Annotated in this window: 21 protein-coding genes and 2 tRNA genes; 8 read left to right on the top strand and 15 right to left on the bottom strand. The window is 51.0% G+C overall.

Features of this window, described 5'->3' with window-relative positions; genetic code table 11:
* Positions 1-6: 6 nt before the first annotated feature.
* The 3 genes from N4599_RS06985 to N4599_RS06975 are packed head-to-tail and all read left to right on the top strand — an operon-like array spanning position 7 to position 2,440.
* Positions 7-705, top strand: coding sequence for an amino acid ABC transporter permease (locus N4599_RS06985; protein WP_062813114.1), 699 nt, complete (start codon positions 7-9; stop codon positions 703-705).
* 17 nt (positions 706-722) lie between these two features.
* A complete protein-coding gene (locus tag N4599_RS06980; RefSeq protein WP_260898667.1) occupies positions 723-1,586 on the top strand; it encodes a transporter substrate-binding domain-containing protein in 864 nt (287 codons plus the stop codon).
* Positions 1,587-1,600: 14 nt separating this feature from the next.
* Positions 1,601-2,440 (top strand): transporter substrate-binding domain-containing protein, encoded by an 840-nt coding sequence (locus N4599_RS06975; RefSeq protein ID WP_062813116.1) that lies wholly within the window; start codon positions 1,601-1,603, stop codon positions 2,438-2,440.
* Positions 2,441-2,499: 59 nt separating this feature from the next.
* Here the strand turns inward: N4599_RS06975 and N4599_RS06970 are convergent, their stop codons facing one another.
* The 13 genes from N4599_RS06970 to yycF all read right to left on the bottom strand — a co-directional run bounded on the left by N4599_RS06970 (position 2,500) and on the right by yycF (position 13,652).
* The gene (locus N4599_RS06970) at positions 2,500-3,036 is read right to left on the bottom strand and encodes an NADPH-dependent FMN reductase (protein WP_062813117.1); all 537 of its coding nucleotides are present in this window, start codon (positions 3,034-3,036) and stop codon (positions 2,500-2,502) included.
* 90 nt (positions 3,037-3,126) lie between these two features.
* A complete protein-coding gene (locus tag N4599_RS06965; protein ID WP_062813118.1) occupies positions 3,127-3,345 on the bottom strand; it encodes a hypothetical protein in 219 nt (72 codons plus the stop codon).
* 73 nt (positions 3,346-3,418) lie between these two features.
* Positions 3,419-3,625, bottom strand: a complete 207-nt coding sequence (locus N4599_RS09965; RefSeq protein ID WP_419719955.1) for a hypothetical protein — start codon at positions 3,623-3,625, stop codon at positions 3,419-3,421.
* Positions 3,626-3,642: 17 nt separating this feature from the next.
* A complete protein-coding gene (locus N4599_RS06960; protein ID WP_062813119.1) occupies positions 3,643-4,266 on the bottom strand; it encodes a mucin-binding protein in 624 nt (207 codons plus the stop codon).
* Between the two features lie 159 nt (positions 4,267-4,425).
* Positions 4,426-4,770 (bottom strand): YSIRK-type signal peptide-containing protein, encoded by a 345-nt coding sequence (locus N4599_RS06955; RefSeq protein WP_062813120.1) that lies wholly within the window; start codon positions 4,768-4,770, stop codon positions 4,426-4,428.
* 294 nt (positions 4,771-5,064) lie between these two features.
* Complete coding sequence (gene rlmH / locus N4599_RS06950) at positions 5,065-5,544, bottom strand: 23S rRNA (pseudouridine(1915)-N(3))-methyltransferase RlmH (RefSeq protein WP_039929792.1); 480 nt, start codon at positions 5,542-5,544, stop codon at positions 5,065-5,067.
* Between the two features lie 620 nt (positions 5,545-6,164).
* Positions 6,165-6,662, bottom strand: coding sequence for a phosphatidylglycerophosphatase A family protein (locus N4599_RS06945; RefSeq protein ID WP_003715620.1), 498 nt, complete (start codon positions 6,660-6,662; stop codon positions 6,165-6,167).
* A gap of 111 nt (positions 6,663-6,773) precedes the next feature.
* Entirely contained in the window at positions 6,774-8,048 is a 1,275-nt protein-coding gene (locus N4599_RS06940) for a S1C family serine protease (RefSeq protein ID WP_062813121.1), read from the bottom strand.
* 71 nt (positions 8,049-8,119) lie between these two features.
* Positions 8,120-8,926: an MBL fold metallo-hydrolase gene (locus tag N4599_RS06935; RefSeq protein ID WP_062813122.1), complete on the bottom strand. Its 807-nt coding sequence runs from the start codon at positions 8,924-8,926 to the stop codon at positions 8,120-8,122.
* 16 nt (positions 8,927-8,942) lie between these two features.
* Complete coding sequence (locus tag N4599_RS06930) at positions 8,943-9,782, bottom strand: two-component system regulatory protein YycI (protein WP_062813123.1); 840 nt, start codon at positions 9,780-9,782, stop codon at positions 8,943-8,945.
* A gap of 13 nt (positions 9,783-9,795) precedes the next feature.
* On the bottom strand, positions 9,796-11,085 hold the full coding sequence (locus tag N4599_RS06925; RefSeq protein WP_062813124.1) for a YycH family regulatory protein: 1,290 nt from the start codon (positions 11,083-11,085) through the stop codon (positions 9,796-9,798).
* A complete protein-coding gene (gene walK, locus N4599_RS06920) occupies positions 11,078-12,931 on the bottom strand; it encodes a cell wall metabolism sensor histidine kinase WalK (RefSeq protein ID WP_062813125.1) in 1,854 nt (617 codons plus the stop codon). Before walK ends, N4599_RS06925 begins: the two co-directional genes overlap by 8 nt.
* 13 nt (positions 12,932-12,944) lie before the next feature.
* On the bottom strand, positions 12,945-13,652 hold the full coding sequence (gene yycF / locus N4599_RS06915) for a response regulator YycF (RefSeq protein ID WP_003711451.1): 708 nt from the start codon (positions 13,650-13,652) through the stop codon (positions 12,945-12,947).
* Between the two features lie 203 nt (positions 13,653-13,855).
* Here yycF and N4599_RS06910 point away from each other — a divergent pair.
* The 5 genes from N4599_RS06910 (at position 13,856) to N4599_RS06890 (ending at position 16,725) form a co-directional block, all read left to right on the top strand.
* Positions 13,856-13,928 (top strand) — tRNA-Lys (locus N4599_RS06910).
* A 67-nt stretch (positions 13,929-13,995) separates the two neighbouring features.
* The gene (locus N4599_RS06905) at positions 13,996-14,442 is read left to right on the top strand and encodes a winged helix-turn-helix transcriptional regulator (RefSeq protein WP_062813126.1); all 447 of its coding nucleotides are present in this window, start codon (positions 13,996-13,998) and stop codon (positions 14,440-14,442) included.
* Between the two features lie 97 nt (positions 14,443-14,539).
* A complete protein-coding gene (locus N4599_RS06900) occupies positions 14,540-15,493 on the top strand; it encodes an aldo/keto reductase (protein ID WP_062813127.1) in 954 nt (317 codons plus the stop codon).
* A 12-nt stretch (positions 15,494-15,505) separates the two neighbouring features.
* Entirely contained in the window at positions 15,506-16,498 is a 993-nt protein-coding gene (locus tag N4599_RS06895) for an aldo/keto reductase (protein WP_062813128.1), read from the top strand.
* A 154-nt stretch (positions 16,499-16,652) separates the two neighbouring features.
* Positions 16,653-16,725: transfer RNA gene (locus tag N4599_RS06890), tRNA-Lys, on the top strand.
* 267 nt (positions 16,726-16,992) lie between these two features.
* Here the strand turns inward: N4599_RS06890 and ltrA are convergent.
* Both ltrA and N4599_RS06880 read right to left on the bottom strand, forming a co-directional pair.
* Complete coding sequence (gene ltrA, locus N4599_RS06885; protein ID WP_260898663.1) at positions 16,993-18,372, bottom strand: group II intron reverse transcriptase/maturase; 1,380 nt, start codon at positions 18,370-18,372, stop codon at positions 16,993-16,995.
* 719 nt (positions 18,373-19,091) lie between these two features.
* The gene (locus tag N4599_RS06880) at positions 19,092-19,967 is read right to left on the bottom strand and encodes a PPK2 family polyphosphate kinase (protein WP_062813130.1); all 876 of its coding nucleotides are present in this window, start codon (positions 19,965-19,967) and stop codon (positions 19,092-19,094) included.
* Positions 19,968-20,324 lie beyond the last annotated feature (357 nt).

Here is a 20,324-nt window from a genome sequence, read left to right as displayed (position 1 = left end):
AGCAGCTTGTTCGACTTAAATTTTGCTCGCGAGTCATTTGGCCAAATCCTGGCCGCCGCTCCTTTGACTATCCTGGTCGCAGTCGTGGCGACTTTGGCCGGACTGATTCTGGCCATTTTAGTAGCAATCGCCCGTGAACGTAAAATCCCGCTCTTATCGCCGCTCCTAGCTGTGGTCGTCTCGTTCATTCGGGGAACACCAATTCTAGTCCAACTCTACGTAGTTTACTATGGCCTCCCCCAACTGCTGGTCCTAATGCGTAACTGGGGGTGGAACACCAACCCCGATGGCTTACCGGCCATCATCATTGCTTTTTCCGCTTACGGGCTCAACGCCATGGCCAACCTGTCGGAGAGTATTCGCTCCGCCTACCACGCCGTTGATTACCGCCAGTACGAGGCTGGCCTGGCGGTGGGGATGACCCCCCTGCGCACCATGACCCAAATTGTGGTCCCCCAGCTAATCACCAACTTGATTCCTAACTTCACCAATATTTTCCTCGACCTGATCAAGGATACCGCCTTGATTTACAATATCGGTTTGGTAGAAATTATGGGTCAGGCTAACATTGTTTCGTCCCTAGGGTTTAAGTACCTTGAAACCTATACTGATGCCCTGATTATTTACATTATTATCTGCTGGATTTTCGCGAAAGTCTTCCAGTTGATTGAAACCCGTCTTCGTCGTCGCTACGCCTTTAACTAAGAGAAGAGGAATCACCCATGAAATTCACCAAACTACTAACAACCGCGTCCGTTTTCGTCCTCACCGCCACCACCTTGTTCACGCCGCTCACCGCCCATGCGAATAAGGTAACTACCGTCAAGGTCGCCGCCCCGAACGGCAACCCCGAATTCGTGGTCAACACCGATCATGGTCCGGCCGGCTATTATGGTGACCTGATTAAGCGGATCGATAAAGACCTGCCGCAATACCGCTTCAAGACGACCTTCGCTTCCCAAAATGCCGTTTTTTCCGGCCTTCAATCCGGTAAGTATGACGTCGCCTTGAACAATTCATGGTACAACGAGTCGCGGTTCAAGAATTACTACCATACCCGTTCGACCAGCCTGGATGATGTCCGCATTATTTACCGCAAGAACAGTCCCCAGGCTAAGTACCTCAAGAATGCCACTTCCCTCGCCCCCATCGCCAAGCACAAGTTGTCAATGGTGCCACTAGCCACCGACGACGCGCTCTACTCCGTTGTTAAGACCTACAACGATACCCACAATCCTAAGGTCGACTTAAAGCCGTTCGGTGACCAGTCCACGGCAGACGCCCTCGGCCAGGTGGCTTCGGGGAAGTACGACGTCACGATGTATCCATACGCCGCCTTCCGCGAGGTTCAAAATACTAAGGACGGCAAAAAGCTCGCCGTTTCTAAGTCCATCTACCTTAAGAGTGCCTACCTCCTCGTCCACAAGAATCAGCAAAACAAGCAGTTAACTAAGGACCTAAACAAGGAGATTGACCACTTGTACAAGGATGGCTACCTCGAGCAGCTGACTAAGAAGTACATCCACGAAAACACCTTTGCCTTCCCTGGTGCTGACAAAGCCTACAACGCTGAATTCAATAAATAAAGGAGAACATCATCATGAAATTATCTCGCTTAATTAACCGCGTGGCCTTGACCGGCCTAACAATCCTCGGCCTCTCAACCATCGCTGGTCCAGCATCCGCGGCCACCACGGTTAGGGTCGCGGCGCCGAATGGCAACTCGCCTTATATTATCAACACTGACCACGGTGCCGGTGGGTATTACGGCGAGCTGCTGAAGAAGATTGACCAAGACTTGCCGCAATATAAGTTCAAGACCACCTTCACCTCGCAAAATGCAGTGTTTGCCGGGCTCCAGTCTGGCAAGTACGACGTCGCCATGTCGAACTTCTGGTACAACAAGGAACGGTTTAACAACTACTACCACACTCGTGCAAACGGCCTCGATGACCTCCGGCTGGTCGAACGCAAGAACGGTAAGAAAGCCAACTCCCTGGCCGAAGTAGCCAAAAAGAAGCTTACCGTCGTTCCCGTCTCCACCAGCGACGCCCGTTACAGCCTGCTTGCAAACTACAACCAGCAACACCCCAACAACAAGATCAACCTCAAAGGAATCGGCGACCAGACCACTGGCGACGCACTAAAGCAGGTCGCGTCTGGTAAATATGATGTCGCGGTTTACCCCTACGCTGCCTACAAGTCAGTCCAAACCACTGCGGCGGGGAAGAACCTAACAGCTTCCAAGTCGATTGGTCTGCAAAGTTCCTACTTCCTCCTTCACAAGAGCGCATCCAATAAGAAATTAACTAAGGCCATGAACAAGGAGCTCCAAAAGCTGCACGATAATGGCTACATGGAAAAGCTGACCAAGAAGTACCTCTACGAAAACACCTTTAAGCTGCCGGGCGCCCAAAAAGCATTTAACGCTCATAACTAAAGAAACTAATACGGGCACTAGTCAAAAACGACACTGGAAAAATCCGGTGTCGTTTTTTCTTATTTAAGGATGTTTTCAAACTCGGTACGCAGCAGGGCCGCCTCGCTGTCGTGCGTATGCAGCCGGTAGTCCGCCGTGGCGAGTGAATCGCTCGGTGACAGGCTGATCTGCGGGTTGACTGCCATCTGGCGCATTTTCAGGCCGGTGACGACCAGGCGCATTGCCACTTGGGCCTGACTGCCGCCGTGGCCGCCAAAAGTCACCAGGCTAACCGGCTTGCCCTGCCATTCCTTCGCCAGGTAATCAATGGCGTTTTTCAAGACTGCCGGGTAGCCCCAGTTATATTGCGGAAAGACGAAGACAAAGCCGTCGTAGGACGCAACCAGCTGGCTCCACTCCCGGGTTTTGGCGTGCGCGTACAGTCCCGTGAAGGGTATCTGCGGCTCGTCCAGCATCGGCAGGTTCACCTTGGCAAGGTCGACCACGTCAAAATGAACCTGGTCGCTTGCCAGCAGCTGGGTACGCAGCCAGTTGGCCACCTGCTTACTCCGCCGGTTCGGCCGGACACTGCCGACAATGATTGCTACTTTTTTCATCAGAATCCCTCCAAATCTTGTCTTGCTACTGGTTAGTATAGCCCAAATCAAAAGGAACCGGCAACGATTCGCTCGCCAGTTCCTAAACAGTTACTTGTTTACTTTCTTGCGCCGCAGGAGGCCAAACGTTAATAGTTGAGCCATTAACCCCAGGATGACCGCGCCAGTAACCGTAGCGGCCTGGTTGTCAGCAGTCCCAGTGGCTGGCAGGGTTGCTTGCTGCTCCTGGTTAGCGCCTCTGGTAGCAGAAGCAACTGCCGCCGGTTGGGCTGACTGTTCACCGCCAGTTGACGTTACCGCGGTCAGCACGGGCGCTGGTTGACTCTGCTGACCATCAGCCGGGCTGCCAGTGTTTCCGGCAGTCGTACCGGCTCCCGGTTGGCTAGTCAGTATCCGAATCCGAGTTCCCTGGTTGATCGTCAGGATTGGCGAGTAACGTGTAGTAAACGTGGTGGACGTGGTCGGCGTCGAGATGGCCTGGTTTTACTTCGGCCCCGGCAATCTTATCAACGCTCGTCGTATGACCCGCCAGCTCAGGTACCAGGTAGTCGTCGAATGCCGCTGATCCCTCCCAGTCACCATACTCCAGCAGGTTGGTCTGGAGATTCAGGTAGACCGGCCGGTGTCCGCAATTTGATCCTGGTTAAAGGGATTGTACGTGGTCGTTCTGGTAAAGGTCACCAGCTGGGTAATCACCCGATGGCTCCCGTCTGGATAGTAGACCGTCACCAGCCGCTTAATAGTCCTGTTCTCAGTTTTGACGATGTTTTCAGCCAAATTAACGTACTGGTTGAAGACGGTTTGGTCGCCATTGGGGTCAATGACAGCTCCCGTCACGACAGTTTTTTCCGCTGAGTAGCCCGCTAAGTCACCAGTGAGCTTAACCGTAAAGTCGGCGAACTGGGCCTGGCTAATCTCTTGGCCGTTGAGCTGCCAGCCCGTTGTCGGGCGAAACTCGTTCGTGTAGTGGTCATAAACGCCATAGCGCGTTAACGTGATCGTTTGCGTGCCCAGCAAGACCTGCTGACCGTTGACTACCCCGTAAATATTCTGCACGAAATCCTTGTTTTCAGCGTAGTTTTCCGTTAGTTCGTGATCAAGTTTAACCTGGTAAACCACGTCGCTGTGATTAATCCGCAGCCATTGGTGGTTCAGCTTGAGCCCCGTTGGCAGTTGGCTGGCAAACTGACTGAGGTCAAGGTCAGTCCCGGGTCGGACATTAACGGTCACCGTCAGGACCGGCTGAGTGCTCCCATACCAGTCCGTGACGAAGTTGATTTGGACCTGCTGCTCTTTCTGCTGTTCCTCAGCCGGTGCAGAGACCGTAGGCGCCGGCGCAGTGGCCGGCTGCTGGGTGTTCGCCGTTTCGGTAGTCGCAGAATCGACCGGCTACTGAGGTGTCGCCACCGGTGTTACTGGTGTTGTTACTTCACTGTTGGTATCCGTCGCTACCACCGGCGCAACTTCCTCACCCGTAGTCGGCGTTGCAGTCGACAAAGCCGGGTTAGCAGTTGCCGGGACCGTTAACTCGCTATGGGTCGGTGCCGTTGCCAGCTGGATGGTGGTCACCGTCTCCGTTGGTTGAACCTCATCGGCCGAGGCCCGGGTGCCGTACAGGAAGGTCAGCCCTAAGAGGACCGACGCTACCCCGCCCATTATTTTTCTAAGGCCGAAGCGTTGCTTGCTGGCGCTCATCTTGCGTTCCATCGCGAAACGATTATTTTTTGAAAACATATTTAGCTTCCTCCTGTGTTCATAAAAAAGTTGGATCTGCAGCTTTTCCATCCAGCACAAGTTAGCGGGAGTTAAACCCATTTCCTTATTTGCTTTCCAGATTTTTCGCTGATTTAAATATACATTATGAGCATATAACAGACAATATAATGCAAAATTACATATACTTTCTTAACCTTCTTGAGAAATAATTTAGAAATCCCTTTCATCCCCACCACTCCCGCCTTTAAAAAATAACAGGCGGCCAGCAAGCCCCCTTCCAGGAACTTAACTAGCCGCCAATCAGCTGCCGATTTATTTATGGTAAGGCAATCCATTAATAATGGTAAACGCCCGGTAAATCTGCTCGGTCAGTACCAACCGCATCAACTGGTGCGGCAGGGTAAAGCGGCCGAACGAAATCTGGGTATCCGCCCGCTTGAGCACGGCCGGACTCAGCCCCAGGGAACCACCGATCACAAAGGTAATATCACTGTGCCCGTACGTGGTCAGTTGGTTGATCTCCTTGGCAAATTCTTCCGAAGTCCGTTCCTTGCCCTTGATAGCAAGTGCGAAGACGTACTCCCGGTCCTTGATCTTACTCAGGATTCGTTCTCCTTCCTTTGCCATTACCTCGTCCATCTCCGCCTGGCTCAACGACTCAGGGGCCTTTTCATCCGGAACTTCCACAATCTCAAACTTGCAAAACCGCCCCAGCCGCTTTGCGTATTCAGCAATTCCGGCCTTAAAATACTTTTCCTTTAACTTTCCCACGCCAATTACTTTGATATTCAAATTATCCACCGCTTTCCACATGTTTTCCACAAAGTTATCCACAAGCAATTCCAACCATGGGGATGATCTCCGAATGTTCGCTTATCCAATTCTCCTAAAAGCGTTTTCTGAGAGGGAACTTATCCACAGTTATCCACAAAAACAACCGTTCCCTCCCACAGGCATCAATCGCTGTCAAATCAGCCTTTATTAGGGATTGAGTCAAATTGTTATCCACTTATCCACCGGTCATCCGGCTGCCTGTGGATAACTTTGAACCTTAGCCAAACGCCCTAATACCGGCTTTTACTAATTTAGAAATTTCTTGCGCCGACTTATCCACCTAGTTTTCCACAGCTAATTCCACCAGCTATTCTTTCATAAATCTTCCCTAAAATAACACGTCGCGTGGTATCTGTGCAACACCCCGTGGCAAAATGAATTTTATTCGATAAAAAGTATGAATTATTCGTTTTTGAAAGTTTAAATTCCGTTAAAATCCGTCCCGGGGCGGTTCGATTTGTCCAAAAACACCCCACCAAGCTAGCTACTTTTACACAGGTCATTTTAAAAGGCACTTCCAAAACTTGTCCCGAACGGACTCTGGAAGTGCCTTGTTTAATCTAACATTCAGCTGTGACCTAGGCGTACTGGTGGGCAATCTTGCCGGAAACGGCGGCCACAATCGCAGCCAGCAGGTCATCGATAAAGGTATTGACGTGCCCCTTATCGCTATCGTACTTGGCAATAATTCCCTTCTTGACCCGGTCGAAGTAGCCAAAATTAGTGGTCCCAATCGTCCCGTAGATGTTGGCAATTTGGAGGGCCAGGGTTTCGTCGACCCCAAAGACGCCGGCATCATTCTTGATAATACTCGACAACGGCTCCGCGACCTCCCCGGCCTCCGTCAGCCGGTCCAATTCCAGCATGACCATGGCGTTGTTCAGCAGCTCCCGCTTATGCAGGGCGTCCTGGAGGTACTCGTTTACCCGGGCCATCGTCAGCGTCGGTTCAAATTCGATTTGCGAATTGTAGATAATGGCAGCCAGGTCGGCCAGGTCAACGCCCCGTTCCTCAAGCCGGCTGACCACAAATTCGTAGGCCTTGGTGTCAGGATATTTAAATTTCCGGTTATTCATCTCTCATCCTCCGTTCCGAAACTTTTAATAGCATTTTACCACCTTTTCAAAAAATGGCGGTTCCCCTGCACGCGATTGGCACTGAGAACCACCAGATTTGAATTAACTAGCTTATTCGCCAGCTTCTGTTTGTTGCTGCTGACTGCTATCGGTCGCGCTGGCCGCCTTGGTCAGGTGGACCGTCACCGTCTGCTGCTGGCCGTCACGATAGAAGGTAATCTTAACGCTATCGCCCACCTTGTACTTATACAGGGCCGCCCGCAGCTCGCTCGTGTTGTTAATGGTCTTGTCACCCAGCTTAGTGATGACATCGTACTTCTTTAAGCCGGCGTTATCCGCTACGGAGCCGTCCTCCACCTGGGCGATTACAACCCCCTTGGTGATGTTGCTTGGCAGCTTCAGGACGGACTTCTGCTGGTCGGTCGTGACATTGCTCAGGTCAATCATCCCGACACCCAACGCTGGCCGGGAAATCTTCCCGTTCTTTACCAGCTGGTTGATGATGCTGACCACTTCGTTGCTTGGAATGGCAAAGCCCATCCCTTCGACCGAGGAGCCATCGTTGTTGGAAGCCAGCTTCATCGAGTTAATCCCGATGACCTGCCCCGCCATGTTAATCAGGGGACCACCGGAGTTACCAGAGTTGATTGCCGCGTCGGTTTGGATAACCGAGGTCAAGGTCCCGTCAGTCCCGGCTTTCAGTGTCCGGTTTTTGGCGGAAACAATCCCCTTGGTGACGGTATTGGCGTACTCACTCCCCATTGGCGAACCGATTGCCAAAACATCCTGACCAGCGGTGATTGAGTTGGAATTACCGAATGACGCCACCGTCTTAACGTTGGCAGAATTGATCTTCAGGACCGCTAAATCGGTTGCCGCGTCGCTCCCGACAAGGTCCGCGTCCACCTTCTTACCATTGCTCATGATCACCTGGAGCGCGCTGGAACCTGCGACAACGTGGTTATTAGTAACCACGTAGGCCGCGTTGCCGGACTTCTTATAAATTACTCCCGACCCCTCACTGGCCGTTTGAAGTTTGCCGCTGTTGCTGTTCTGGCTGCTATCACCCTGGCCGCCAATGCCAAAGACGCCCAGCATTCCGCTGCTCTGCTGCACCTTCTGCTTGTTAATAACGCTGACGACTGCTCCCTGGACCGAGTTATAAGCCTTGGTCGAGGCCGTGTTCAATTCCGCCTTATTACCGTTGACCTTCGTGCCGCCGGCCTGGTTCGAACCGCTTGGCACCTTGGTACTGACGACTGCCTCGTGGTGCTGAATGACACCGTTAATCCCCAAGGCAACGCCGCCCCCAATCAGACCGGCTACGAGGCCAATCCCCGCAACCTTCGCCCAAAACCGGTTGCTAAGAGGTTTTTGATCGCTCATTTTTCATTCCTCCAAATCAGTTATCACTAATAACCATAACGTATAGTTGTGAAAAAAGATTGAAATTCCTGTTATATCACCATTAACTTACTAGGTTGCTCCGGCTCCGCATCCGCCAGCTGGAAATCCTGGTCAACACCAAAGTCATGCTGCTTCATCAGGCTTGCCACGGTCAGGTGGGCCAAGGAACGCATATTATTGTGCTGACTACGGTGCCCCAGGAAAATTTCCTTGGTCCGCCGACCGATAACGTTCATCAGCGCGTCGGCTCCCTCCTCGTTTGAGAGGTGCCCCTCATCACCGAGGATGCGCTGCTTCAACGGCCAGGAATACGGTCCCATCCGGAGCATTTCAGTATCGTGGTTACACTCCATTAGGTAGGCGTCCGCGTCCCGGATTATTCCCGCGACCCGGTCGGACACATAGCCAGTATCAGTCAGGATGCAAAAGGTCTTGTTGTCATGGTGCACCTGATAAAATTGCGGTTCGGCCGCATCATGCGAGACGGCAAAGCTCTCAATATCAAGGTCGCCGAGGGTCTGGACGCTATTGGGGTTAAAAATAAACTGCTGGTCTTCCGGAATCGTCCCGACCTTGTTAGCCATCGCCTGCCAAGTGCCACGGTTAGCGTAAACCGCCATCCCGTAGCGCCGTGCCAGGACCCCAACCCCGTGACAGTGGTCGCTGTGTTCGTGGGTAACGAAGATGGCTTCAACGTCATCTAAGGACCGGTCGATTTTAGCCATCAGGCCCTCAATCTTTTTCCCGCTCAAACCGGCGTCAATTAAAATCCGGTGCTGGTCAGTTTCTAAGTAAGTAACGTTGCCAGTGCTTCCGCTGGCGAGAATGCTGTAACGTAATGGATTCTTATCTGCCACTCCAAGTGCTCCTTTTTCACTTATTAATACTGTCCATGTTGACGGTGTCCGGCGACGACTTCATGATGGTGCTGTTAAAAGCGTTGACGTTCAGCCGCTGGACCGTATCCGCCGTCTTAGTCTTAATTTCCACCGCCCAGGTCGGGACATAAACAGCCTGGTTATGGTTATTCGTAGTTAACAGCTTGGTATAGCCCAGAATTGCCCACCGAATCTGTGAGTTATTGGGAATCTGGTTGTGCCGGTAAAGCCAGACTACCGCTTGCCGTTGGCTGATGGTCGCCGTCCGCTGCTGGAGGGTCGTCGGGTTCTCCAAGTAGGTCTGGGTATACCCCGTTACCTGGGCGTTCCGGTTGATGCGGAACCGCAGCTGGCCATCACTGGAGAGGACGGGCTGGTTCTTTACCATCTGGGTATACACTGCTTCCCGCCGGCTCGACAGCTGGGCATTGTACTGGTAATGGTCACCCAGCGGAACGTTCCGGGACCGGCGGACGACCTGGTCGAGCCGTAATTGCGGCCGCTCAGCGTTAACCTTGATTGGCGAATCAAATTCACTGACCAGCTGACTATCAGCGAAGCGGGACGTCTGGTTATGCAGCTTTGCCATCTCCTGCTCCAGCGTCCCGCCATCCCCTGACCGGCTGCCGGAAATGTAAAAGGCGTTCGGCTGGTGCTTAGACAGGCCCTGGTAGCTAATCGAGTCTGCCCGCATTTCCTTCAGCACCGTTGACTGCCGGCTTTGCGTATTATTGGTGATGGTAAAGCGGTTTTGAAAGAGTAGCTGGCAACCGACGATAATGTCAAAGAGGATGAAGGCAACCAGAAAAATCCACTGAATTCGTTTAAAGTTCACCTTGCACGCCTCCTTACTTTAGCAATTGCTCGTAATCAACCCAGTTACCGTGATACCACACAAAGTAGGTCGGGGTCAGCTTGACCACCTTATTACTATCGTCAGACCGCCAGAGGTAGCCGACCCGGATACCCTTGATGTCCCGAAAGTGCGGACTGGCATGCAGGTCATTGAGGACTTCCGGGGTAGCCGGCAGTTTGACTTCCTGCTGGTTGATGGGTAACGGAACTTGGAGCGAATACCGGCTCATCTGACACCGTTCCGTCCCGCTGCCAGCCATTAGCTGGATACTGCCGTAACCATCCTCATTAAAGATCGGGAACCCGTCGACAAACGTTCGGTAGGTAAACCGCCGCTGGTGGTTGCTTGTCCCGTCGAAGCGGACGTTGCTCAGTTGCACCCCAGTCTTAACCAGCCGGTTGTAAAAGTAGGAGTAGAGCTGGTCCGTCGACCGGTGGTCATCGCTGTTAGTAAACGACTCATAGTCCACGGTCCCGTTAGTCCGGTGGTAAACCAGCCGCTGGTTATTGCCGCTGCTGTACACGACCTCGTCGCCGTTTTCACTGGAAGTGATGTTGCTGCGTTGGTTGCTGCTCAGCAAATTAGAGCTCAGGGTATCGATATTCTGGTTTGCAACCTGGAAGGCGAAGACCGGCAGGGTAAAGCTCTTCGGGTAGGTCAGCATCGTTGTCCCGTTAACGATTTTATGGTCAACAGCAATGCCCCGGGCGCCCTTCGTGAGCTTCGTAATCTGCTTGAAGTTCCCCTTCTTCACCTGCAAACGGTAAATCCCATAGCGATGGTCACTCAGCAGGTACACTTCGCGGGGCCCTTTTAACGGGATCACGATGTGGTTGATTTGGCTCACCTGGTCGCTATTGACCGTCTGGGAAAAGGTTTCGTTAAAGACAAGGGTTGGAATAGCCTTGGGGTAACTGAGCGTAATGGCGTTGTGCCGCCGGAGATAGCTCAGGTAGACGTCGCTATTATTGCTCTTTACGGTCGTGACCCGGCCAAACTGCCAGCCCCGGATAATGTTTTTCATTTCCCGCGTCAAGCTGGCTGGGGTGCTATATAAGAAGACCTGGTTCCCGCGACCGTTAGTACGAACCACCGTGGTCGGCAGGTAGACGTCCCCCATCGACTGGGCAGTATACTGCTGGCTGCTCTTCATCACGTTTTCCCGGCGTGTCCCTTCGTACTGGTAGGGGTTCGTCCAGATTAAGCCAGACAAGAACAGGCTAATGATTACGACAATTGTCAACGCGATTGAGAGCCAGTTGGCTTTCAGCTTGTTAATCATCCCAATCATCCTCCTCTTCATACGGAACATACGGCAGTGAAATATAGAAGGTCGAACCCTGACCCTCAATACTATCGACCCAGATCTGGCCACCAAGCAGGTTGATTACTTCCTTAGAAATTGCTAATCCAAGGCCAGTTCCGCCCTGCTTCCGGCTCCGGGCCTTGTCAACCCGGAAGAAACGGTCAAAGATCCTCCCCAGGTCCTTGCGGGGAATCCCCAGGCCCTGGTCGGAAATACTTAAAATAACGTGGTTATGAGTCTCTAAGAGGCGGGTGGTAATGACCCCGCCATCTGGTGAGTACTTAATCGCGTTATTCATGATGTTGTCGATGACCTGGGTAAACTTATCGGTATCAATTTCTACCCAGAGGTCTTTATCGGTGAAGTAGCGCTCGATTGTGTACTTCTTGCTGTTTTGGTCGTTCTCATCCTTTTTGATGATCATATCAAACCGGTTCAGGATGTAGTTGAACAGCTCCTTGATGTTGACGTATTCTAGGTTGAGCTTGGTCGTCCCCGAGTCCATCCGCGACAGGCTCAACAGGTCGTTGATCATGCGGATCATCCGGTTGGTTTCGTTTTGAATCACCGTCAAAAACTGGGGTGCGATGTCCTTATCCTTCCAAGCCCCGTCACTCAGTGCTTCCACGTAGCTGTGGACACTGGTCAGCGGGGTCCGCAATTCGTGGGAAACGTTGGAAACAAACTGCTTCCGCTCCCGCTCTTCCTTCTGCTGGCTGGTAACGTCATGCAGGACACACACAAGCCCGCTGATAAAGCCGGATTCGCGCTGGATCGGTGAGAAGTAGGCATTCAGGATCAGGTTATTGCCCCCGGCCGACATGTCAATAATCATTTCCTTCTGGTTGCTGTTGATCAGCTCCCGAACAGTGTAGTCGTGGCGGATGTCCAGCGCGTCAATAATTGACTTGCCGATCAAATCATCCTCATGGTCAACTCCCAGCAGCTGCAGGGCCATGTTGTTAACAATCGTGATGTTGCCCCGGCGGTCCGTGGCGAGGACCCCGTCAGACATGTGCGAGAGGACGCTGTCCAGCCGTCGGCGTTCAGAATCAGAGGATTCCTGAGCTTCTTCCACCCGGACGGAAAGGTTGTTGACCGCCCCGGCAAGCTGGCCCAATTCGTCGTTGCCCATTACCCGGACCTGGCCAGAGAAGTCCCCCCGGGCGATCCGCAACGTTTGTTTCCGCATTTCTTCGATCGGTCGGGTTATTTCCTGGGAAATAAGTACCGCGAGGAAAAGGGACAGGATAATGGTGATCAGGGCCGCGGAGAGGTAGATCAGCGTAATGTTATTAATGTTGGAATAGACCCCTTCCAGGCTCGCCCGGAGGAGGACGGCCCCAACAACGTTATTGTTGCTATCGTTTAAGGGAATGACGTTCACATAGTAGCGGTTGTGATTGGCACCATCGTATACGTTTTCTGAGTGGGAGCGGTTATTCAGCAAAGTCGCCTTGACCATCGCATCGGTCGTCTTCTGTCCAACCATGTTCCGGTTATCAGCCGTACTAGTCCCGCGGATAACCCCCTTACTGTCAACAACCCGGATTTCAGAAATGTTGTTATTGTTGACCTCCGACAGGATTTGTCGGATCTGCTGGTTAGCCTTCTTGGTATCGGGCCGCGGTAACTGCTCGCTTAACGAATTATCGACATAAGACGGTAGTTCAATCGTCTGCTTAAAAGTATTCAGGTTTTGGTGCTCCAATTGACGCACAAAAACCGCCCCCACGCATTCGAGCGTTAACATTAACATTAACGCAAACACGAGGGCGATTTTTACCCGAATTGATTGATAAAATTTTAACTTGCTATTCACAACTGCTCAGCCTCTAATTCTGATCAGGATTTGCCAGGTAATAGCCGACTCCCCGGCGCGTGATTAGCCATTGCGGCTGGCTTGGGTTGTCTTCGATTTTTTCCCGGAGCCGCCGCACCGTCACGTCAACCGTTCGCACGTCGCCAAAGTAGTCATAGCCCCACACGGTTTGCAGGAGGTGTTCCCGGTTGATAACCTGTCCGATGTGCTGGGCTAGGTAGTGGAGCAGCTCAAATTCCCGGTGGGTCAGGTTGATGTTCTCACCCCGTTTGGTAACGGTGTAGGCCTCCGGGTGAATGGTGATGTCGCCCACCTTGATATCCGTGTTCTTATCTTCTTCCGCCGGGGCCTGCGCAGTAGCTTCCCGCCGGAGGTTAGCCTTAACCCGGGCAACCAGTTCACGGTTGGAGAATGGCTTGGTAACGTAGTCGTCGGCGCCGAGTTCTAGCCCCAGGACCTTGTCGAGTTCGGAATCCTTAGCGGTGACCATGATGATTGGGGTCGTGTGCTTAGCCCGTACCCGCTTGGCAACCTCCAAACCGTCAACCTTCGGCAACATCAGATCCAGGATGATCAAATCCGGATCCTCTGCCTCGACCTTTTCGAGGGCTTCCTCACCGTCAAAGGCGACGACGACCTCGTAGCCTTCCTTTTCCAGGTTAAATTTAATGATGTCTGAAATTGGTTTTTCATCATCGACAACTAAAATCTTCTTTGCCATCTCAATAGTCCCTCCAATGGGTATAATTGACGATTTCATTTCAATCCTTATAATTTGTTATTCCTATTATAGCACAGGGACGGTGACTTCCTAGCCAAGTGTCTATTCAAACCAGCCGCCCCCCTTCTAAATTATTTTCTAATTTGCCCTTGCCAAACGACTGAGACTTTGCTATTATTATTAACGTTGATTAACAACGTTATGGGCAGTTAGCTCAGCTGGCAGAGCAACGGACTCTTAATCCGTGGGTCCAGGGTTCGATCCCCTGACTGCCCATCAGAGGTTTACAGAGATTGAGATTTGATTCTCAACCTCTTTTTTTGTTTTTCAAAGGAGAATGACCATGGCGAAGAAGGAAGCATTGACCGAAATTCAAATTACGCTCAACACAATTGGCGGTAAGTGGAAGCCATTGATTCTTCATTACCTGCAAAATGAAGGGACCAAGCGGTATAGTGAAATCCTTCGCTACCTAGAAACCGCGCCCAAGAAGACCCTAACCGCCCAGTTGCGGGAGCTGGAAGACGAGAATATTATTAAGCGGACCGTTATTCCAACCGTCCCCGTCCAGGTCGAATACAGCGTGACGGACCACGGCAAGTCCCTCTTCCCAATCCTCGAAGTGATGTGTGCCTGGGGCTACATCAACGCGGCCGACTACCAAATTAAGCACCCGACCTGCGTCTACAGTGAGCAAACGCGGGCAATTAAGCAGGAACGCTTGCATAAACTTTATGAACAATTTACCAGCGACCGGGAACGCGAAAAGCAGCTGGGAACCCAAAAGTAACCTAGGCAATAAAATGTGCCATCTTGTCGTTTACCCTCTAACCACCTACCATTAAGAATGTAGTGAGTTAGGATAAACGAAAGGACGGCTTTTTATTATGAAACAAATCAACCTCGGCGCCACTAGCCTCAAGATTTCTGCCATGGGCCTCGGCATCATGCGGATGGAGGCCAAGAGTTCGGAACAGGCAGCTGCGGCGATTGACACCGCCTATGATCACGGAATCAACTTTATCGACTCGGCTGACATTTACGGTCAGGGCAAGTCGGAAGAAGTGTTTGGCCAGGCCCTGCAAAAGGCAGCGGTAAGCCGGGAAGACCTCTTCATCCAATCAAAAGTCGGGATTATCGTTGACCCCGCCCGCAGTCACGGCAGCTTTGTTTTTGGCAGCCGCTACGAATTTACCAAGCAACATATCCTGGAAGCGGTCGACGGCGTCTTAGAGCGAATGGGGACCGACTACCTCGATGCAGTCCTCCTCCACCGGCCCGACCCGCTGATGGACCTCGCTGGAATCAAGGAAGCCTTTGATATTCTCCAGGCCAGCGGTAAGGTTCGCTTCTTCGGGGTATCTAACTTCAACCCCCAGCAGTTTATGATGGTTCAGGACAGCGTCACCCAACGACTGATGTTCAACCAGCTCCAGTTTGGCCTGATGCACACTGGGATGGTTGACTTTGGTATCAACACCAACATCAGTAATGCCAACGGGACCGATCATGACGGCGGCCTGCTCGACTTCTGCCGGCGCCAGCACGTCACTATCCAGGCTTGGTCGCCATTCCAATACGGGAACTTCGAGGGGACCTTTATCGACAACCCGGACTATCCCGAACTAAATGACCAGCTGGCAAAGTTGGCGGCGAAGTACCATGTCGGCAAGAACGCGATTGCTGCCGCCTGGGTCCTCAAGCACCCGGCCCAGATTCAGCTAATCATGGGGACTATGAACCCTGATCACATTGCCGATAGTGCAGCGGGCGCCGACGTTGATTTGACCAACCAGGAATGGTACGACCTCTACCTGGCAGCTGGCCACAAACTACCATAGGAGGTTAACCAGATGTATCAAGCAAATCCAAACCGTTACCAAAAGATGATTTACAAGCGGGTCGGCAAGAGCGGCTTAAAGCTCTCCGCCATTGGCCTCGGCTTCTGGCACAATTTTGGCAGCGTCGATCCCTATGAAAACCAAAAGGTGATCGTCCACCAAGCCTTTGACCTGGGAATTACCTACTACGACCTGGCTAATAATTACGGCCCGGTTCCGGGGAGTGCCGAAGAAAACTTTGGCCGCATCATGGCAACCGACATGAAGCCCTACCGGGACGAAATGATTATTACCAGCAAGGCCGGCTATGAAATGTGGGACGGTCCTTACGGTAATTGGGGTTCCCGTAAGAGCATCATCGCCAGTGCCAACCAGAGCTTGCAGCGGCTCCAGCTCGACTACGTGGATATCTTCTATTCCCACCGGCCGGATCCGGAAACACCAATTGAAGAAACCGCTGAAGCCCTCGACCAGCTGGTTCGGGAGGGGAAGACGCTTTACGTTGGCATTTCCAACTACAATGGCGCGCAAACGGCCGCCATCACCAAGATTTTCAAGGACCTCCACACCCCATTTATCATCCACCAGCCCCGTTACAACATGTTCGACCGCCATATCGAGGACGACTTGTTGCCGGTGTTGAAGCAGGAAGGTAAGGCTGCGGTTTGCTTTAGCCCGCTCGCCCAGGGCCTGCTCACTGACCGTTATCTCAACGGCATTCCGGCCGACTCGCGGGCGGCCAAGTCTACTAGCCCATTCCTCCATGAGGACCAGGTAGAACAAACTATCGGCAAGGTTAAGCAGCTCAATGAAATTGCCGCCAGCCGCCACCAGACTCTCGCCGAGATGGCGGTTGCCTGGAACCTGCGGGAACCGGAAATCGCCTGCGTCCTCGTCGGTGCCAGTCGACCCAGCCAGCTCGTCGATGACGTTAAGACCCTCAATAAGCTGTCATTTACTCCCGCCGAATTAGCCGCAATTGACCGGGTCTTAGCAGAAAAGTGATACCAAAAATTCCAGGCCATTAAAGTGGTGCTGGGATTTTTGCTTTAAAAGCCTTGACGGTAACGTTACGTCCCCCCTATCAGCCGAACTTAACAAAAAAGTCCTTGCCAACAGCGCCGAAAATTGATATTATTATTTGTGTTGTCAATGACATGGGCAGTTAGCTCAGCTGGCAGAGCAACGGACTCTTAATCCGTGGGTCCAGGGTTCGATCCCCTGACTGCCCATTTCAAAAAAAGGTGCTGAAGAATCTTCTTCATCACCTTTTTTCTTTATTAGTGGGTGGTTGCCCTGACAGCTATTTTAGTTTTATCACCAATCAGCTTTGAGGGTTGCGCTACCTTATTCTCGGTCTAGTAGTAAGCATCATCTTGTTGGTGTCGGCCCTCGGCAAGTAGCATAAGAAATCGAGTAGGAGATAATTGATTAATCCAATTATCGACCTCTCACACCACCGTACGTACGGTTCCGTATACGGCGGTTCGACAACTTAATCACTTTTGAATTGACCGGAGCGTCTTGGACAGATTTATTAGTCCAAGGTGCTCCAGTTTTCTATTAGTTAGAGAATAGCTCAAAGTCTTACTGTGCGCAGTTCGCCAGTAGCCCTTGCGGGTACTAGCGAAGACATACGCATCACGATAAGACAATCCAAGCCTTTGTAAGTTAGTAACCTTAGTTTTCAACTTCTTCCATTGCTTCCAGATATATTGCCTTATTCGCGCTCTTAACCACTGGTCAAGTCGTTGAGTAAAGCCAGTCAGTTTACCAATTAAGTAATATTGAAGCCACCCACGCATTTTTTGCTGGATTTCCTCAAACATTCTTGTCAGAGATACCCCGCGATTACGCTTAGTCAATAACTTCAACGTTTTCTTTACTCGTTGTTGCGATTGTTTGGCTGGTCGGGCATAGGCACCATTTCGGTCTACACCTAACGAGAAGCCAAGAAACTTTAATCGTAACGGGCTACCAACTTTAGTCTTATCTGGGTTTACTTTTACCTTCAATCGCTTTTCAAGAAACTTAGTAATACTGCGCATTACTCGTTCTCCGGCCCGTTGACTTTTAACATAGATGTTACAGTCGTCCGCATAGCGCACAAAGTGGTGACCACGTCTGGTCAACTCCTTGTCCAACTCATTTAGGTAAATATTCGCCAGTAATGGTGACAACGGCCCTCCTTGCGGAGTTCCTTTATCACTCTTAGCGAAGATCCCATGGTCTAAAACTCCGCTAGTTAAAAACTTACGGATAAGTTTTAGTGTCCATGAATCATCAATATATTGTTGGAGGTATTTAATCATCAAATCATGGTTGACGTTATCAAAATAGGCTTTTAGGTCTAAATCGACTACTCGTCGGTATCCCTGATTATATAAATCAACTACCCTTGCGATTGCGTCTTGAGCCCCACGATGAGGGCGTAAGCCAAAACTATTATCCGAGAAAATCTGCTCAAAGATGGGCGTAAGCACCTGGGCCACTGCTTGCTGGACCATGCGGTCCACCACTGTAGGTATTCCCAGCTTTCTTACCCCACCATTGGGTTTCGGAATCTCCACTCGTTTGACTGGTGACGGTTTATAACTACCATCACGCAGACTAGTGATTAATTCCACCTTGTTTTCTCTAAGGTACTGCAGAAGGTCAAAGACAGTCATGCCATCAATGCCCGCTACTCCTTTATTTCTCTTAACCCGCAAATAAGCCTGATTAAGGTTATTGCGGGTTAAGACTAAGTCTTGGATAGTGACACTCATACCTTTACCTTCACCATAATCGGTACTACGCACCCTTGTGTACTTTCGGTTTTCCAAACCTATCCTCGACAAGCGGTCAGCTTGTGGTTCTGTTTTCTGCGATTGTCGCACCTGATTACACCTCCGATATAAGTTACAAGTTATTGTCGTTCGGTCCTTCGTCCAGATAGCCAGACTACTATGACCTCGGCTGACTTCTGACCTACTCAACGCTACATCACTGCACCGCTTGTTTCTGTGGAATTTCACTCATTCCTCTTGTCGGAAACGTGTAGGCCAGACCTCCCCGGGTAAGAATATTAACTTTCGTACCATATCACCGTTAGCTTTACTGAGAGTAACTTCGAGTAGTATTGGATTTCAACTTGTTGAGCAGTCTTATCCGTTACTCTCAGCCTTGTAGCTACTTCTTGTTCATCGGTGCAGTACTTTGCTTTAGACTTCCTTCAGATTCCACCTCACAGTGGACACCCTTGTCCTCGGCTCATAGTTCCGACTACTACGGCCCATAGCGGACTTTCACCGCCTAGCTAATACCCATGCCGGGCGCACCCCAAAAAAGGCTACCAACCACATGACATGGTTGATAGCCTCTTCTGCTACCGGCGGCGCTAATTTTAAGTGCCGCTCCTTAAATCTTTCAAGAAAAACGGGTACTCAAAATGCCCCAACTGCTCCCATGTCAGTTCGGTTCGTCTTTTGAGTACAACAACAAATAGTTTTTCCAAAACGTAACATGGTCACAGCACTTCCTTTCGTTGAACAATTACAAGTTGTGACTAATAGTAAGCGGATTGTTTCGGTTTATCAACAAAAAATTGCTAATTTACTTATTTTTCGTTTAGCAATTCTTGGCGGGCGGCCCCCAGTTTTGCCTGTTCTGCCGGGCTTAACGTTGGGTAGGCGAGTGGTAATTTTTCAATCCGCTTGGTCAAAATATCGGAAACAATCAAGCGGGAGTACCACTTATCATCGGCGGGAATAACGTACCAGGGGTTATCCTTCGTGGCGGTGGCATTAATGGCCTTTTCATAAGCCGCCTGGTACTGATCCCAGTACTGCCGCTCCCGAATATCAGCAGCGGAAAACTTCCAGTTCTTTTCCGGAGTATCGATCCGGGCGAGGAAGCGGCGTTTTTGCTCCTCCTTGGAGACGTGGAGGAAGAACTTCAGCACTACGTAGCCATTCCGGGTCAGGTACTTTTCGTATTCCCGAATATCCTGGTAACGCTTCTCAAAGAAGTGGTCATTGACATCCGCCAACGAGTGGATTTCCGGCAAGTTACTGTTGAGGATGATTTCGGGATGGACCCGGGAAACCAGGACATCCTCGTAGTAGGAGCGGTTGAAGACCCCAATATCCCCCCGTAGCGGTAGTTCCCTGTTGATCCGCCAGAGGTAATCGTGCCGCAGCTCTTGGGCAGTTGGCTGTTTAAAGTTGGCGACCTTGAAGCCGACCGGGTTGACCCCGGAAAAGATATGAGCGATCATGCTATCCTTGCCCGCGGCGTCCATCGCCTGAAAGACGACCAGGATGCCATAGTGACGACGGGCGTACATCTTCTTTTGTGCTTCCCGAATATGCTTGAGGTTCTTCTTAATCTGTTTTTTAATCTTCTTCAACTCGGCAGTCGAATCCTGAACAAAGGTCGGTGCCTGCTTAATTTGAAAATCGTTTCCCCGATACCGGTACTGTTTTGTGTCCATTGCTGAAGTCCTCCTTTTTGGTCTTACCTCAATCCTATACCAAAGTGCGCGGAATGGTTAATTTAAATTCTTGGGTTGACAAAAAGTAAGAATACCGGTATATTTATGCCAAGCTTAGAAACGAAAGGAGTAATCATTATGACAAACGCCATTTTCACCAAATCAGCAGCTTGTTGTGCATGTTGTGCGAACGCCAACATGCTATTTGTGTTGCCTTATGATTACTCATCACGGGACCAGCAAAGTTAACAAGCAGCTTTGCCAGGTTTAAATATATTACCCAAGAGTTCTCAGAGTGCGCGCACTGGGAACTCTTTTTTGTTGCTAAACTTGCTATTATTCCACCTAAAGAAAAAG

This window comes from Limosilactobacillus oris (assembly GCF_025311495.1).
In the GTDB taxonomy this organism is placed as follows: Bacteria; Bacillota; Bacilli; order Lactobacillales; family Lactobacillaceae; genus Limosilactobacillus; species Limosilactobacillus oris_A.
The sequence above is the reverse complement of the archived record's forward strand: the minus strand, read 5'-3'. Positions and strand labels throughout refer to the sequence as shown.

Excerpts from the sequence above, each read along its gene's own strand:
- N4599_RS06980 (WP_260898667.1), top strand. The coding sequence starts at position 723 with ATGAAATTCACCAAACTACTAACAACCGCGTCCGTTTTCGTCCTCACC.
- N4599_RS06975 (WP_062813116.1), top strand. The coding sequence starts at position 1,601 with ATGAAATTATCTCGCTTAATTAACCGCGTGGCCTTGACCGGCCTAACA.
- N4599_RS06970 (WP_062813117.1), bottom strand. The coding sequence starts at position 3,036 with ATGAAAAAAGTAGCAATCATTGTCGGCAGTGTCCGGCCGAACCGGCGG.
- N4599_RS06955 (WP_062813120.1), bottom strand. The coding sequence starts at position 4,770 with ATGTTTTCAAAAAATAATCGTTTCGCGATGGAACGCAAGATGAGCGCC.
- N4599_RS06945 (WP_003715620.1), bottom strand. The coding sequence starts at position 6,662 with ATGAATAACCGGAAATTTAAATATCCTGACACCAAGGCCTACGAATTT.
- N4599_RS06940 (WP_062813121.1), bottom strand. The coding sequence starts at position 8,048 with ATGAGCGATCAAAAACCTCTTAGCAACCGGTTTTGGGCGAAGGTTGCG.
- N4599_RS06925 (WP_062813124.1), bottom strand. The coding sequence starts at position 11,085 with ATGATTAACAAGCTGAAAGCCAACTGGCTCTCAATCGCGTTGACAATT.
- yycF (WP_003711451.1), bottom strand. The coding sequence starts at position 13,652 with ATGGCAAAGAAGATTTTAGTTGTCGATGATGAAAAACCAATTTCAGAC.
- N4599_RS06905 (WP_062813126.1), top strand. The coding sequence starts at position 13,996 with ATGGCGAAGAAGGAAGCATTGACCGAAATTCAAATTACGCTCAACACA.
- N4599_RS06900 (WP_062813127.1), top strand. The coding sequence starts at position 14,540 with ATGAAACAAATCAACCTCGGCGCCACTAGCCTCAAGATTTCTGCCATG.
- N4599_RS06895 (WP_062813128.1), top strand. The coding sequence starts at position 15,506 with ATGTATCAAGCAAATCCAAACCGTTACCAAAAGATGATTTACAAGCGG.
- N4599_RS06880 (WP_062813130.1), bottom strand. The coding sequence starts at position 19,967 with ATGGACACAAAACAGTACCGGTATCGGGGAAACGATTTTCAAATTAAG.